This is a genomic window from Ureibacillus terrenus, assembly GCF_006569205.1.
Taxonomy (GTDB): domain Bacteria; phylum Bacillota; class Bacilli; order Bacillales_A; family Planococcaceae; genus Ureibacillus; species Ureibacillus terrenus.
The window spans coordinates 62,438-78,661 of the sequence record NZ_VIGD01000004.1 but is presented as its reverse complement, the minus strand read 5'-3'; the positions used below and the strand labels follow the sequence as shown (position 1 = coordinate 78,661).

Here is a 16,224-nt window from a genome sequence, read left to right as displayed (position 1 = left end):
ATCATTCAGGATTCAGGAGATTTTTTTATTGCAATCTTCCCGCTTTCAAATCTTCGTGCCAATTTTTCAAGAACGGGATATCTTCGGCTTTGATGGCGCCTGATTCTTCAGCCGCTTCAATTAAATAATCGAAGTTTGTCAAGCTGACATATTTCACGCCCGCATTTTCAAAAGCTTCTTCCGCTTTTGGCAAATTGTATGTATATACACATACAACTCCGACCACTTCACATCCGGCTTCTCTCAACGCATTCACTGCCGTGAGGGACGAACCTCCTGTGGAAATGATGTCTTCCACCACGACCACTTTTTGGCCCGGCTCAATTTTTCCTTCGATTTGATTGCCCCGACCATGATCTTTAGGCTTAGAGCGCACATACACCATAGGAAGTTGCAGCAGGTCGCTCACCCAGGCGGCATGGGGGATTCCTGCCGTCGCCGTACCGGCAACCACCTCAGTCTCAGGAAAATGTTCCTTGATTTTCTCCGCCAAACCTTTCGCAATTTGTTTTCTTGCTTCCGGATAGGAGATCGTCAATCGAGTATCGCAATAGATCGGTGATTTGATTCCGCTTGCCCAAGTAAATAATTCGTTCGGATTTAATTCAACCGCACCGACTTTCAGCATAATTTGAGCAATTTCTTTTTCAATCGCCATTATTGTCCCTCCCAAAGTCGACATACTTCTTTATAGGCTTCCACAACATTTTCCGCTTTTGTCACCGCGCGTCCGACCACAATGTAAGTGGAACCGTTCTTCCGGGCAAAATCCGGAGTCGCCACCCGTTTTTGATCATGGACGTCCCCTCCTGGCAAACGGATTCCCGGGGTCACCCGGATGAAGGAGTCCCCGCAGCGTTCTGCAATCTGTTTCGCTTCATGGACCGAGCACACAACGCCATCCAGTCCCGCTTCTTTTGTCAGTTCTGCATAATGCAATACCGACTCCAGCAAGGTTAAAGGAATCCGTTGTTCCTTTTGCATTTGTTCTTCGGTCGTCGATGTCAATTGGGTCACCGCAATCAGCATCGGCCTTTTCCCGGTACTTCCCTCTTCCAGACCTTCGAGGGCCGCTTCCATCATGCGCTTGCCTCCTGCCGCATGGACATTGACCAAATCCACCCCCAGACGGGCGAGCCCTTTCATTGCGGATTTCACCGTATTGGGAATATCATGGAGTTTTAAATCCAGGAAAATGTCATGCCCCATCGCTTTTATTTTTCGCACAATATCGGGACCTTCCTGATAAAAAAGCTCCATTCCCACTTTTACAAACAGTTTCTCATCAAAATGGTTCAAGAATCGAAAAACCTCTTGTTCACCCGGAAAATCTAAGGCGATAATCGGTTTTGTCATGGGCGGTGGCTCCTTCCGATAATTTCTTTAATATGTTTCACTCCAAGTTCGTCCAATTTTGCCGGCAATTCATCAATCAGTTTCGGGCAGATGAACGGATCGACAAAGTTCATCGTTCCCACTGCCACCGCGGATGCACCGGCGGACATGAAATCGATGACATCTTGGACGCAAGATACGCCCCCCATTCCGATAATCGGAATATCCACTTCTTTATACACTTCATAAACCATTCGGATGGCAATCGGTTTAACGGCCGGACCGGATAATCCTCCCGTCACATTGGCAATTAATGGTTTGCCGGTTTTTTCGTCCAATCGCATGCCGATTAATGTATTGATCATGGTAATTCCGTCGGCTCCGCCAATTTCGACTGCCTGTGCCATTTCCACAATATTTGTCACGTTCGGCGACAGTTTCACATATACAGGGACTTTCGAAACCGCCTTCACCTGCTCAACAAGCTCCCGGGCAACCACCGGATCCGTTCCAAAGGTAATGCCCCCCTGCTTGACGTTTGGACAGGAAATATTTAATTCCAATGCTTTTACATTTGGGGCTGTTGATATGCGGCGGGCAACTTCCACATAATCCTCTGTCGTTGAACCTGCAACATTGGCAATAATCGGCACATCATACCGCTCCAACCATGGCAATTCCTCTGCCATGACTTTCTCTAGCCCCGGATTTTGAAGACCGATGGCATTCAACATCCCTGCGGGAGTTTCCGCTACCCGCGGAGTCGGATTGCCGAGGCGCGGTTTCACGGTCGTCGCCTTGATCATGATGGCGCCCAACTTCGATAAATCGTACAATTGGGCAAATTCGCGGCCAAATCCGAAGCATCCGGAAGCAGGCATGATGGGATTTTTCAAATCTAAACCTGGGAGTTGGATATCCAGCCGATTCATATTTTCACAACCCCTTTCTCGAATACAGGGCCATCTGAACAAATTTTTACATAGTCTTTCTCTTGTCCTTCCTCGGTTCTGCAAATGCATGCAAAACATGCGCCGATGCCGCAGCCCATCCGTTCTTCAAGTGACAAATATCCCTTTTTATTTTCATACATGGACGAGAGGGCTCTTAACATTGGAAGGGGCCCGCAAGAATAAAAGACATCAAAATCCGGCTTCAATTCATTCAACAAATCCGTCACGAACCCTTTGAATCCTTTGGAACCGTCATTCGTGACGTAATACGTTTCGCCTAACTTTGTAAATTCCTCCTCATAAAAGCACGCCTCTTCCGTTTGAAAACCGAATACGTGGATGGTGCGGACGCCGCGGTCATTTAACTGCTTTGAAAGTTCGTAAAGGGGGGGAACACCGATGCCGCCGCCGACAAGCAGGGCCGTTTGTCCCTCCTGAACAGCATCAACCGGGAACCCATTGCCCAGAGGACCTAATACATCGACTTCATCTCCAATTTGCTTTTGGGATAAAACATTCGTTCCTCTGCCTTGGACACGATAAATAACCGTAAATTCATTCGAATCCTTTTGTATGCTGGCAATGCTGATAGGGCGCCGAAGAAGCGGATCCAATAAATTCGAAACCCGTATATGAACAAATTGTCCAGGAGTCATCTCCTGAACAATTTGTCCTTGCAAAGTCATTTCGAAAATATTTTTCGCAATCTCCCTCTGACGAACGACAGTCATGCGTTCTTGCTGGATCATGAGTATACCTCCGATTTTGGCATTTCTTCAATGGCGAATGTCATTGATTCAATGACTGTAATCAAAGCATTTGCTGTATCGAGGGATGTCAAGCAAGGAATTCCATTTTCCACTGTTTCCCGGCGGATGCGGAAACCGTCGCGCGCAGGCTGTTTTCCTTTCGTCAATGTATTGATCACCACTTGCACTTCTCCATTTTGGATGACATCCACCAATGTTTTTCCTTTGCCGCCGATTTTTTCTACAACTTCTGCCCGGATGCCGGCCTCTGCAAATTTTTTCGCTGTTCCTTCCGTTGCCATGATGCGGTATCCGACAGTCTGGAAGCGTTTGGCAATGCCTACCGCTTCTTCTTTATCTTTATCCGCTACAGTGAACAAAACGGTTCCGAATGGTTTGATTTCAATGCCGGATGCAACCAGACCTTTATATAACGCTTTTTCCAAAGTCACATCTTTACCCATGACTTCCCCTGTGGATTTCATTTCAGGGCCAAGGGTGATATCGACGCGGCGAAGTTTTGCGAAGCTGAATACCGGCACTTTCACATATACGCCTTTTTTCTCTTCGACAAGGCCTGTTTGGTAGCCTTGATCCACAATGGATTGGCCCAAAATCACTTTTGTTGCGACATTCGCCATCGGAATGTTTGTAATCTTGCTCAAGAATGGCACCGTTCTTGATGCGCGAGGGTTTACTTCAATTACATAGACATTTCCGTCAGAAATGACGTATTGGATGTTCATAAGTCCAACGATGTTCAATCCTCTTGCCAAACGTGTTGTGTAATCCACAATCGTATCGATTTGCTCTTTTGTCAAGCTTTGAGGAGGATATACGGAAATGGAGTCGCCGGAGTGTACCCCTGCGCGTTCAATATGTTCCATAATTCCAGGAATCAACACATTTTCGCCATCGGAAATGGCATCGACTTCCACTTCTTTTCCTGTTAAGTAGCGGTCAATCAATACCGGATGATCCGGAGAAGCTTCCACCGCATTTTCCATATAATGCTTCAATTCTTCTTCGTTATAAACGATTTCCATTGCACGGCCGCCAAGTACGTATGAAGGGCGTACCAATACCGGGAAGCCGATCCGTTTTGCGATTTCCAGCGCTTCATCCAATGAAACCGCCGTATCCCCTTCAGGTTGCGGAATTTCCAATTCTTTTAATGCTTGTTCAAACAAGTCGCGGCTTTCAGCTCGGTCGATATCTTCAAGGGATGTGCCTAAAATTTTCACTCCATGGGCTGCAAGTTTGTCTGCCAGATTGATGGCTGTTTGCCCGCCGAATTGCACGACAACCCCAACCGGTTTTTCCAAATCGATGATATGCATCACATCTTCGATTGTCAGAGGCTCAAAGTAAAGTTTATCGGAAATAGAGAAGTCTGTTGAAACTGTTTCAGGGTTGGAGTTGATAATAATCGCTTCATAGCCGGCCTCTTGGATCGCCCAAACGGAATGCACAGTGGCATAGTCGAACTCGATACCTTGCCCGATCCGGATTGGCCCTGAACCAATAACGATGACGGACGGTTTATCGGAAACGATGGATTCATTTTCTTCCTCATACGTTCCGTAGTAGTAAGGTGTCGCGGATTCGAATTCTGCCGCGCAAGTGTCGACCATTTTATATACGGGCACAATGCCGTTCGCTTTGCGCAATTCATAAACCTCCGCCGCATCCATATCCCAAAGCTCTGCGATTTTCGGATCGGAAAAGCCCATGCGTTTTGCCTGTCTTAGAACTTCCAAATCTCCTTTGTTTTCTTTCAAAACCGTTTCCATATCGATGATGTTTTTCAATTTATATAAGAAGAATAAATCGATTTGGGACCATTCATGGATTTGTTCCACACTTACGCCCCGGCGCATTGCTTCGGCAATGAAGAAGAGGCGTTCGTCGCCGGCTTTTCTGATGCGTTTTTCCACCCAGTGATCATCATATTGCTCCGCATGTTTCAAATCTAGGTGGAATTGGCCAGTTTCAAGGGAACGCACCGCTTTTAAAATCGCTTCTTCAAACGTGCGTCCAAGAGCCATCACTTCTCCTGTAGCTTTCATTTGCGTACCCAAATTGCGTTTTGCAGATTCGAATTTATCGAACGGCCAACGCGGTATTTTGGCAACCACATAGTCTACGGAAGGTTCAAAGTCGGCATATGTAGTGCCGGTTACCGGGTTTTTGATTTCATCCAATGTCAAGCCGACAGCGATTTTCGCGGCAATTTTCGCAATCGGATATCCGGTTGCTTTTGATGCCAATGCAGATGAACGGGATACCCGAGGATTCACTTCAATCACATAATAATTGAAGCTGTTCGGATCAAGGGCCAACTGAACGTTGCATCCGCCTTCGATTTTTAATGCGCGGATAATATCCAGCGCGATGTTTCTCAACATTTGATATTCGCGGTCAGTCAGCGTTTGGACAGGCGCTACGACGATGGAATCCCCCGTATGGATGCCGACCGGGTCAACGTTTTCCATGCTGCAGACAACGATGGCATTGTCTTTTGAGTCGCGCATTACCTCAAATTCAATTTCTTTGTAGCCCGCAATGGACTTCTCAAGAAGACATTGGTTTACCGGGCTGTACTTCAAGCCGCTTGTTACAATTTCTTCTAACTCTTGTTCGTTATGGCAAATACCGCCGCCTGTACCTCCAAGAGTGAATGCAGGGCGGACAATTACCGGATAACCGATTTTTTCAACAAACGCTTTCGCTTCATCCAGGTTGTGCACAATATCAGATTCAGGAACAGGGGCTCCCAATTCAAACATCAATTGACGGAACATTTCACGGTCTTCCGCTTTATGGATCGCATCCAATTTTGTACCCAAAATTTCGATGCCCAATTCATCCAAAATGCCTGATTTTTGCAGAGCCACCGCCATATTTAAACCTGTTTGCCCTCCTAGTGTAGGAAGAATGGCGTCAGGTCTTTCTTTGCGCAGGATTCGGGAAACAAACTCCAACGTAATCGGTTCGATATATACTTTGTCCGCAATTTGGGTATCTGTCATAATCGTTGCAGGGTTTGAGTTTATAAGAATCACCCGATATCCTTCTTCTTTTAATGAAAGACAAGCTTGCGTTCCGGAATAATCGAATTCTGCAGCCTGTCCAATGACGATCGGACCTGAACCAATAACTAGAATGCTCTCAATGTCTGTGCGTTTAGGCATGTTGTTTTACCTCCCCTGCTTGTTCCATTAATTTGATAAACTCGTCGAATAAGTAGTTCGAATCTTCCGGTCCAGGAGAAGCCTCCGGATGGAATTGTACAGAAAAGACCGGGTATTTTTTATGTCGCAATCCCTCGATTGTTCCATCATTCAATGAAACATGCGTAATTTCCAAATCCGTACCTTCCAATGAATTTTCGTCGATGACATAACCATGGTTTTGTGAAGTGATTTCCACAATGCCGGTTTGAAGATTTTTTACCGGATGGTTTGCGCCTCGGTGTCCAAATGGCAATTTGCGGCTTTTCGCTCCGCAAGCAAGCGCCAACAATTGATGTCCTAAACAGATGCCGAACATCGGAACTTTTCCGATTAATTGTTTCAATGTTTCAATGGCTTCTGTTACATCCGACGGATTCCCCGGTCCATTGGATAATAAAATTCCTTCCGGATGGAAATTCAAGATTTTCTCGGCAGGTGTATTATAAGGAACAACTAGAACATCACAATCCCGTTTATTCAATTCCCGCAAAATTCCGTTTTTCATTCCAAAGTCCATCAGCACTACCCGTTTTCCTCTTCCTGGGCTAGGGAACGGCACTTTTGTAGATACATGTTTTACATGGTCTCTCAGATAAGGAGTTTCTTTCAACTGATTCACGATTTCTTCAACATTCACTTCCTCGCCCGCCGCAGTCAACATCGCGCGAACCGCACCTTTTGAACGGATGATGCGTGTCAATTTCCGCGTATCGATCCCTTCGATTCCAGGAATATCATGTTCTTTCAGGTACTCATCCAATGTTGTTTCAGATCGGAAATTGGAAGGAAGTTTCGTCAATTCTCTTACAACAACCCCGCGGATTACAGGGGAGATTGCTTCAAAATCGTCGCTGTTGATTCCATAGTTTCCGATTAACGGATAAGTGAACGTAACAATTTGACCATAGAAGGAAGGATCGGTAATGGATTCCTGGTAACCGGTCATCCCCGTTGTGAATACAACTTCTCCTTGGCTTGCCCGGTCGCTGCCGAATGCTTCCCCTTGAAATACTGTCCCATCTTCCAAAATTAAGAGACGCTTTTTCATTATTCTTCCTCCTTATATACGACATTTCCTTCGAAGATTGTCATCACCGGCCAGCCTTTTGCTTTCCATCCATTAAAAGGCGTATTGCGGCCTTTTGAGTAAAATTCATTTGCATCGACGGTTTTTTCTTTATTTAAATCAATGATCGTCAAATCCGCGGAAGCTCCTACCTCAATTTTTCCATAAGGCAGATCGAAGATTTCGGCCGGCTTGATCGTCATCCAGTCCACTAATTGCTTCAAGGTAAAAATGCCTGTTTCGACAAAATTTGTATATAGAAGCGGAAAAGCTGTCTCAAACCCTACAATTCCGAACGGAGCCCCCACCATGCCGCAGCACTTTTCTTCCTGGGTATGGGGTGCGTGATCCGTTGCGATGCAATCGATTGTGCCATCAAGCAATCCTTCGATAAGCGCTTTTTTGTCCTCTGAAGAACGCAATGGAGGATTCATTTTCCAGTTTGCATCATCGCTCGGAATATCCATTTCTTCCAAAAGCAAGTGATGTGGACAAACTTCCGCCGTCACGCGGATGCCTGCTTTTTTCGCATCCCTTACCGTACGGACGGATTCTTTTGTGGAAACGTGGCAAACGTGGTATCTTGCGCCTGCAGCCTCTGCAAGCAAAACATCCCGCGCGATTTGCACCGATTCGCAAACGCTTGGAATACCAGGCAGCCCCAGCTCCTTATTGCGTTTTCCTTCGTGCATGACACCGCCATAAATCAATGAGTTGTCCTCACAGTGCGCAACGACGATTGCGCCGACTTTTGCCGCATCTTTCATTTGTTCATACATCGTCGAAGCCTGTTGGACGCCGACCCCGTCATCCGAAAAAGCGACAGCGCCATGGGATTTTAATTCGGCGATATTGGTGCGCTTTTCGCCGGCTTCATTCATTGTAAGGGAGCCATAAGGAAGAACTCGGACAACCGCGCTCTTTTTGATCAAATCCTTTACATATTCGAGATTTTCCACGGAATCAGGAACAGGCTTTGTATTTGGCATGGCACAAATCGTCGTAAATCCGCCTCTTGCGGCAGAACGGGTGCCTGTTGCAATCGTTTCTTTATGCTCGAATCCGGGTTCACGCAAATGGACATGCACATCGACAAATCCCGGAGCCACAAAATTTCCATTGCCATCGATTACTTGGGCTCCATCCGGCTTCTGCCCGCCAATGGCAATAATTTTTCCCTCATCGATCGTGATGGTTGTTTCAACCAGTTCCCCTTGCTCATTTAACATTTTGATATTTTCAATGAATGTTGCCACATTTATCTCCCCTTCAAAATGGTTTCGAGAATTGCCATCCGGATAAATACCCCGTTGCGAATTTGATGGAAAATCCTTGAACGTTTACATTCCACTAATTCCGAAGCAATTTCCACATCCCGGTTGACCGGAGCAGGATGCATGATGATGGCATGATCTTTCATTTGTTTTTCGCGTTCAATTGTCAATCCGTATTGTTGATGATAATTTTCTTTTGAAAAATGTACATCGTGCCGTTCATGTTGAATGCGCAAGAGCATGATGACGTCGCTTTCTTCTAAAAGGCCGTTCCATGAATGCTGTGCTTCAAAATCGCCAGCCCATTCCGGAGGACAGAGGAATTTCACATTTACCCCCAATCGTCGCAATGCAATGGCATTCGATTTCGCCACACGGCTATGGGCAATATCTCCAACTATTGTTACTGTCAACCCTTCAAACCGTCCAAATTCTTTATAAATCGTATACAAGTCCAATAAACTTTGGGAAGGATGCTGCCCTGTCCCGTCACCGGCGTTGATGATGGAGAGATTGATCCCCTCAAGCAATTCATTATAATACTCTTCTTCTTTCGCCCGGATTACGACCGCGTCAAGGCCAATCATTTCCAAAGTTTTTACCGTATCGTACAATGTTTCCCCTTTCAGGATGCTGGAAAAACCGGCTTCGAACGGAATGACTGTGCATCCCACTTTCCGTTCCGCCATTTCGAAACTTGTTTTTGTCCGGGTACTCGGTTCAAAGAACAGATTTGCAACATAATAGGAGCGGTTCAACTTCGGTTCCGCGCCGTTTTCAAATTCTCTTGCCCTTTCTAAAATTGCCATTACATCATCATTTGTTAAATATTCCATTGAAAGTAAATTTTTCATTTTTGTTTCCTCCTAATATGGTTTAAAGGCTTAGGAGGGATGGCAAGCATGCCCTTGCCATTCGACCCCTTTTTTGCCTCACTGGACAAATCTTAAAGGATTGATGGATTGCTCTATTCTTCTTCAAACTCTTCTGCATTTTTCTCTCTGCCCGGAAGGATCAAGTTTAGGAATACGCCGATAATCGCGGCAAGTGCCATTCCTTCGATCGAAAAAGCTTCGGAGAACCGGATTGCCGCACCGCCGATTCCAACAACCAGAATGACAGAGGCGATGACCATGTTGCGGTTTTTGCTAAAATCCACCTTTTTTTCAACAATCATCCGCAGACCGCTGGAAGCGATGATTCCGAACAGCAGAATGGAGATGCCGCCCAAGACGGACGTCGGGATTGTTTGCACAAGCGCCATTGCTTTTCCGAAGAATGAAAGCAGGATGGCGATAACGGCCGCACCCATGATGACGTAAACGGAATATACTTTCGTAATTCCCAATACCCCGATGTTTTCGCCGTAAGTCGTTTTTGGCGGTCCGCCGATCAATGCGCTGACAAATGTTCCTAATCCGTCACCGAGGATGGAGCGGTGCAATCCCGGATCTTTGATATAATTCCGTTCAACGATTTTCCCCAATACCAGCTGATGACCGATATGTTCCGAAATCGTTACGATGACGACCGGCACCATCGCAAGCAAAATATTGGAGGTCACTTGAAACTCATAATCCACGCCGGGGATTAAAAAGTCCGGCAGAGCGAACCATGAAGCTTCTTTCACTTTTGTAAAATCGACGATACCAATGATTGCGGAATATATGTATCCAACCACCAGTCCCAGAAGGATCGGCATCGCGCTTAAAATATTTTTGAAGTATACGTTGAAAATGATTGCAGCAAACAAAGTGACCAAAGCAGCCGAAAAATGCTTGCCGCTATATTGTTTTACCAGTTCAGTTTCACCTGAATCAGGATTCACTTGCTCAACGGATATATTCATAGCCATGTCGACCGCCGTACCTGCAAGTCCAAGTCCGATGACCATGATGACAGGCCCTACCACAACGGCCGGCAATAATCTCATGATCCACTTGTAGCCGCTTTTATAAATCAACAAAGAAACAATGGCATAAACCAAACCGACCGCCATTGCACCAATCATTGCGTTTCCCGGATGGATGGCGGCGCCTTCCGGATCCAGCCCGCCGGATACCAGCAGCATCGGTGTAATAAATGCAAAGGATGAACCCAGGTAAGCGGGCACTTTAAATTGCGTTACAAGCAAAAAGATGATTGTCGCAATTCCGCTCGTCAAAAGCGCAATCGCGGGGCTCAATCCCACAAGCTGCGGTACTAAAATGGTGGAACCGAACATGGCAAACATGTGCTGAAAACTTAATGTGACCAGCTGTCCGCCAGTCGGCTTTTCATGTATATCGATGACTTGCTTTGACATGATGTTAACCTCTCAATCTGTATTAGTTCATTTTGTGCAAAGTGACCCGGTCCTCTCCGTCGACTTCTGTTACGTGAACGACGATTCTTTCGGAACTGGACGTCGGAATGTTCTTTCCTACATAATCTGCGCGAATCGGCAATTCTCTATGTCCCCGATCGATTAATACGGCCAATTGAATTTGGGCAGGTCTTCCCAAATCCATTACCGCGTCCAAAGCTGCCCGCACCGTTCTTCCTGTGTACAGCACATCGTCCACAAGGACAATTTTTTGATCTTTTACGACGTAATCAATATCCACTTGCTGCACTTTCGGCTCGTCCTCTTCGAACTTCGTGGATAAATCGTCGCGGTACAATGTAATATCCAGCTCGCCAGTACGGACTTTTTTGCCTTCGATTTTTTCGATTTTTTCGGCCAGCCTTCTGGCAAGGTAAGCGCCGCGTGTTTTGATGCCCACCAGAATCACTTGATCGATGCCTTTATTGCGTTCGATAATTTCGTGGGCAATTCTTGTCAGCGCACGGTTCATTGCCTGGGCATCCAACAATTCCCTCGCTTGGCTCATCCGCTCATTCCTCCTTTATATTTTTTTCGACCGCACAAAAAAACCTCCTAAGCGTCAGCTTAAGAGGTTGAAATTACAGTAAAATAGTATGTTGGTATAACAATTTCGCATAAACCGCCCCTTAATCTGTGAAAGAGACAATTTCCCCTATTGTTTGGCCGTACAATCCGACAAAGGTCATACTCATTTAGGGCGATCGCCCATCGCCAAAATACCAACATCTTTTTACCTTTTCAGCCTCTCTGGACTGCCATTAAAGGTATTCCCTATTCAATTTTCACTGTCCTAAAGTATAGAACTAATTACCTTTCAAGTCAACCTTCTTTTCTTAATTGTTCAAGTAAGTTCACAAAATCTGCCGGCAAAGGCACTTCGAATTCCATATATTCCTTTGTCCGTGGATGTTTGAAACCTAAGACACCTGCATGGAGAGCCTGTCCGCCAAAATCTATCGTTTTTTTGGGGCCATATTTCGGATCCCCTACCAATGGATAGCCGATATATTTCATATGGACCCGGATCTGATGGGTGCGCCCCGTTTCCAATTGGCACTCCACCAAAGTATATTTCCCGCCAATCCGTTCCAGCACCCGGAAATGGGTGATCGCCTCTTTTCCATTGTCCACTATCGCCTGCTTTTGACGGTCTTTCGGATCCCGGCCGATCGGGGCGTCAATCGTGCCCTTATTATGCGGGATATGTCCATGCACTAGCGCAATATATTTTCTTTTAACCGTTTTAGTTGATAATTGTTCCGCGAGAGCCTTATGGGCCTGGTCGTTTTTGGCCACTACCAGCAAACCGGAAGTATCTTTATCAATGCGGTGGACAATCCCGGGGCGAAGGACTCCGTTAATGCCGGATAAATCTTTGCAATGATACAATAATCCATTCACCAATGTTCCGGTCGTATGCCCCGGAGCAGGGTGCACCACCATTCCTCTTGGCTTGTTCACGACAAGGACATCCGTATCTTCATATACGATATCCAGATCAAGTTTTTCCGGCAAAACTTCAAGTTCTTCCGGTTCAGGAACATCCACTTCGACGGTATCCCCTTCTTTTACTTTATATTTTGCCTTCACTTCCTTGCCGTTCACCGTGACAAGACCTTCATCTATCCAATTGGCGATTTGCGTCCGGGACCAATCTTTTTGTATGCTTGACAAAGCTTTGTCCAGCCGCTCCCCCGCATGTTCTGCGTCAATTGTGATGGATACAACTGTCATTGTTTCACCTTTTCCTGTTCTTTTTGTTCTTCCCTAAGAAACGCAAAAATCAACATGACCACTGAAATGGTCAATGCCGCGTCCGCAACATTGAAAATAGGGAAATCATAGTTGATGATCGGAATCAACACATCGATAAAATCGACCACTTCTCCGCGGAAAACCCGATCGATGAAATTGCCGATCGCCCCTCCCAACAAAACCATCAGACTGATTCCAAGGAAAGGCCTGTTTTTTCCTTCTTTATGAAAATAATAGATCACCGCACCAACCACGATGATAGTCACAATATAGAAAACCCACATTTGCCCTTGAAGCATGCCCCATGCCGCTCCACGGTTGCGGTGGCTTAAAATGCCAAACCACGGATCCCATACGGAAATCCGGTCTCCTACTTCCATATTGTGTACAACAAACCATTTCGTCAATTGATCGAGAATGATAATGAAAAGTGATACACTATAGTATTTTATAATATTAACCACAATCTTTCCCCCGTTTTGCCTATATATCCTCATTATTCTAGCATATCCCATCCATCAATACAGCTCAAATAATCTTGCGCGATGCATACAACATCTTTTTTGGCATTCGCCCTTCCGTTTCTAAACGAAAAACCGCCCTTGAACACTGGCGAATCCAAGGGCGGGACAGATTATTCGTAATGATGGATGACAATATCGGCGCAACGGGCGCACAATGTCGGATGTTTTTCATTTTGGCCGACCGTTTCAGAATAAGACCAGCAGCGTTCACATTTTTCCCCATCGGCTTTTGCAACAACGATGGATGTTTTTTCAAGAGCGATCGCATTTTCCGGAGCATCTTTCCGGCTTCCGTGCACCTCAAATTGAGACACGAGGGAGATTTGTTTAAAGTCCACTTTGTCATCGTTCAACAATGAAAGCACTTCTTCATCATCCGCATAAACAACAACTTTTGCGTCCAATGGTTTTCCGATGACTTTTTCATTCCGCGCTTCTTCAAGGGCTTTCAATACTTCATCGCGAATGGCCATCACTTTGCCCCATTTTTCTTTCAATTCTTTGAAATTGCTCCGCTCATCCACTTCCGGGAAGTCTGTCAATTGAACAGAAGGTTCTTCTTCGTTCAAGTAAGACCACAATTCATCTGTCGTATGCGGAAGAATCGGCGTCAAGATTTTGAGCAGAGTGAGCAGGCAATCGTACATGACCGTCTGCATCGCACGGCGGGCAGGATCATTTGGCGCCTCGATATATACCACATCTTTCGCCACATCCAGATAGAATGCGGACAATTCAACCGATACAAAATTGTTGATGGCGTGATATACGGCAGAGAAATCATATCGGTCATATGCGGCACGCACTTGTTTCAATACTTCCTGCAAACGCATGTACATGTATTGATCCACTTCACGCAACTCGTCATAAGGCACGCGGTCTTTTTTCGGATCAAAATCAAATAAATTTCCGTGCAAATAACGAAGCGTATTTCGGATTTTACGATATACTTCCGAAATTTGCTTCAATAAATCCATCGAAATGCGAACATCGCCTGTGTAGTCAACGGATGCAACCCACAAACGGAGAATGTCCGCGCCGTATTGTTTCATGACTTGTTCCGGAGCGATGACGTTTCCAAGGGACTTACTCATTTTACGGCCTTCCCCATCAAGAACGAAGCCGTGGGACAAGATGCCCTTATATGGAGCAAATCCGTTGATTGCAACGGAAGTGATCAATGATGAGTTAAACCATCCGCGGTATTGGTCGGAACCTTCCAAATAAAGGTCGGCAGGATATTTCATGCCGCGTTCAACAAGCACGCCTTGGTGAGTGGATCCGGAGTCGAACCAGACATCCATGATGTCTTTTTCTTTTGTGAATTTGCCATTTGGACTTCCCGGATGAGTAAAGCCTTCAGGCAATAAATCTTTCGCTTCTTTTTCGAACCAGATGTTTGAGCCGTGTTCGCGGAATAATTTTGCCACATGGCGGATCGTTTCCGGTGTAATGATTTCTTCTCCATTTTCCGCGTAGAATACCGGAATCGGCACGCCCCAGGCGCGTTGGCGGGAAATACACCAGTCGCCGCGGTCGCGGATCATGTTATAAAGGCGGATTTTACCCCAGCTTGGCGTAAATTCCGTATTTTCAATCGCTTCCAGCAATTGGGCGCGGAACGGTTCAATCGAACAGAACCATTGCGGCGTTGCGCGGAAAATGACAGGTTTTTTCGTACGCCAGTCATGCGGATAGGAGTGAGTGATGAATCCTAATTTTAATAAAGCCCCCACTTCTTTCAATTTTTCAGTCACCACTTTGTTGGCATCATCATAGAACATGCCTTCGAATCCAGGCGCTTCGCTCGTATAGCAGCCGCGGTCATCGATTGGGCTCAATACATCCAAACCGTATTTTTTTCCGACGATATAGTCGTCTTCCCCATGGCCAGGTGCCGTGTGAACGCATCCGGTACCAGCATCCAATGTTACGTGTTCCCCGACCATTACCAAAGAATCGCGGTCATAGAACGGATGTTTCGCCACAATGTATTCCAACTGTTGTCCTTTCACTTCTTGCACAATTTCAACATTTTCCCAGCCAATTTCTTTTGAAACATTATCGATCAATTCTTTTGCGATGATATACAAATTGTCATCCACTTTTACAACCGCATACGTAAATTCAGGGTTGACGGAAATCCCCAAGTTCGCCGGAATCGTCCAAGGAGTAGTCGTCCAAATGATGAATTTTGCATTTTCAGGTACTACACCTTTTGCATCTTTGATTTCAAAGCTTACATAAATGGACGGCGACTTTACATCTTTATATTCGATTTCCGCTTCTGCCAATGCGGACTCGGATGACGGAGACCAATAAACAGGTTTTAATCCTTTGTAAATATATCCTTTTTCCGCCATGCGGCCAAACACTTCGATTTGCCGCGCCTCAAATTCTGGAGTTAATGTAATGTAAGGGTTTTTCCAATCTCCACGGACCCCTAAACGCTTAAATTGGGCTTTTTGTCTTTCAATTTGTTCATAAGCATACTCTTCACAAAGTTTCCGGAATTCCGCAACCGACATTTCTTTGCGGTTGACCCCTTTTTTCGTCAATGCATGTTCGATTGGAAGTCCATGGGTATCCCAGCCCGGAACGTAAGGAACATGGTAGCCGGTCATCGAACGATGACGGTTGATGATATCTTTCAAAATTTTATTTAATGCATGTCCGATATGAATATCTCCGTTCGCATACGGAGGTCCGTCATGCAAAACAAATTCCGGACGGCCTTTTGTACGTTCATTGACCAATTTATCAATATCCATTTCTTCCCATTTCGCTTGGATTTTTGGTTCGTTCACCGGAAGATTTCCGCGCATCGGAAAATCGGTTTTCGGCATTAATAACGTATCCTTATACTCTACCATTGCATTTCCTCCTTCAAAAAATTTTTGCAGCTATCATCATTGATTAGGCCTTATATCCACACTTATTCAGCAAAAAAGAAAACCTTTGTAC

At 45.6% G+C, this 16,224-nt stretch carries 13 protein-coding genes; all 13 read right to left on the bottom strand.

The features are described from left to right. Positions 1–25 precede the first annotated feature (25 nt). The 13 genes from pyrE to ileS all read right to left on the bottom strand — a co-directional run bounded on the left by pyrE (position 26) and on the right by ileS (position 16,133). Positions 26–658 (bottom strand): orotate phosphoribosyltransferase, encoded by a 633-nt coding sequence (gene pyrE / locus FKZ59_RS04290; protein WP_141601509.1) that lies wholly within the window; start codon positions 656–658, stop codon positions 26–28. Further along, the gene (pyrF, locus tag FKZ59_RS04285; protein WP_141601508.1) at positions 658–1,356 is read right to left on the bottom strand and encodes an orotidine-5'-phosphate decarboxylase; all 699 of its coding nucleotides are present in this window, start codon (positions 1,354–1,356) and stop codon (positions 658–660) included. Before pyrF ends, pyrE begins: the two co-directional genes overlap by 1 nt. Then, a complete protein-coding gene (locus tag FKZ59_RS04280) occupies positions 1,353–2,267 on the bottom strand; it encodes a dihydroorotate dehydrogenase (RefSeq protein WP_141601507.1) in 915 nt (304 codons plus the stop codon). Before FKZ59_RS04280 ends, pyrF begins: the two co-directional genes overlap by 4 nt. After that, entirely contained in the window at positions 2,264–3,037 is a 774-nt protein-coding gene (locus FKZ59_RS04275; protein WP_141601506.1) for a dihydroorotate dehydrogenase electron transfer subunit, read from the bottom strand. The genes FKZ59_RS04280 and FKZ59_RS04275 overlap by 4 nt, the downstream gene beginning before the upstream one ends. After that, positions 3,034–6,231, bottom strand: coding sequence for a carbamoyl-phosphate synthase large subunit (carB, locus tag FKZ59_RS04270; protein WP_141601505.1), 3,198 nt, complete (start codon positions 6,229–6,231; stop codon positions 3,034–3,036). Before carB ends, FKZ59_RS04275 begins: the two co-directional genes overlap by 4 nt. Next, on the bottom strand, positions 6,224–7,321 hold the full coding sequence (locus tag FKZ59_RS04265; RefSeq protein WP_141601504.1) for a carbamoyl phosphate synthase small subunit: 1,098 nt from the start codon (positions 7,319–7,321) through the stop codon (positions 6,224–6,226). The genes carB and FKZ59_RS04265 overlap by 8 nt, the downstream gene beginning before the upstream one ends. Next, positions 7,321–8,595 (bottom strand): dihydroorotase, encoded by a 1,275-nt coding sequence (locus FKZ59_RS04260; RefSeq protein ID WP_141601503.1) that lies wholly within the window; start codon positions 8,593–8,595, stop codon positions 7,321–7,323. The genes FKZ59_RS04265 and FKZ59_RS04260 overlap by 1 nt, the downstream gene beginning before the upstream one ends. 2 nt (positions 8,596–8,597) lie before the next feature. Further along, a complete protein-coding gene (locus FKZ59_RS04255; protein WP_141601502.1) occupies positions 8,598–9,467 on the bottom strand; it encodes an aspartate carbamoyltransferase catalytic subunit in 870 nt (289 codons plus the stop codon). A gap of 113 nt (positions 9,468–9,580) precedes the next feature. Then, entirely contained in the window at positions 9,581–10,918 is a 1,338-nt protein-coding gene (locus FKZ59_RS04250) for a solute carrier family 23 protein (RefSeq protein ID WP_141601501.1), read from the bottom strand. Between the two features lie 22 nt (positions 10,919–10,940). Further along, entirely contained in the window at positions 10,941–11,486 is a 546-nt protein-coding gene (gene pyrR / locus FKZ59_RS04245) for a bifunctional pyr operon transcriptional regulator/uracil phosphoribosyltransferase PyrR (protein WP_141601500.1), read from the bottom strand. 314 nt (positions 11,487–11,800) lie between these two features. Further along, positions 11,801–12,715 carry an RluA family pseudouridine synthase gene (locus tag FKZ59_RS04240; protein ID WP_141601499.1) on the bottom strand — a complete coding sequence of 305 codons (915 nt, stop codon included), beginning with the start codon at positions 12,713–12,715 and terminating at the stop codon, positions 11,801–11,803. Then, the gene (gene lspA / locus FKZ59_RS04235; protein WP_141601626.1) at positions 12,712–13,191 is read right to left on the bottom strand and encodes a signal peptidase II; all 480 of its coding nucleotides are present in this window, start codon (positions 13,189–13,191) and stop codon (positions 12,712–12,714) included. The genes FKZ59_RS04240 and lspA overlap by 4 nt, the downstream gene beginning before the upstream one ends. Positions 13,192–13,370: 179 nt before the next feature. Then, positions 13,371–16,133, bottom strand: coding sequence for an isoleucine--tRNA ligase (ileS, locus tag FKZ59_RS04230; RefSeq protein WP_141601498.1), 2,763 nt, complete (start codon positions 16,131–16,133; stop codon positions 13,371–13,373). Positions 16,134–16,224 lie beyond the last annotated feature (91 nt).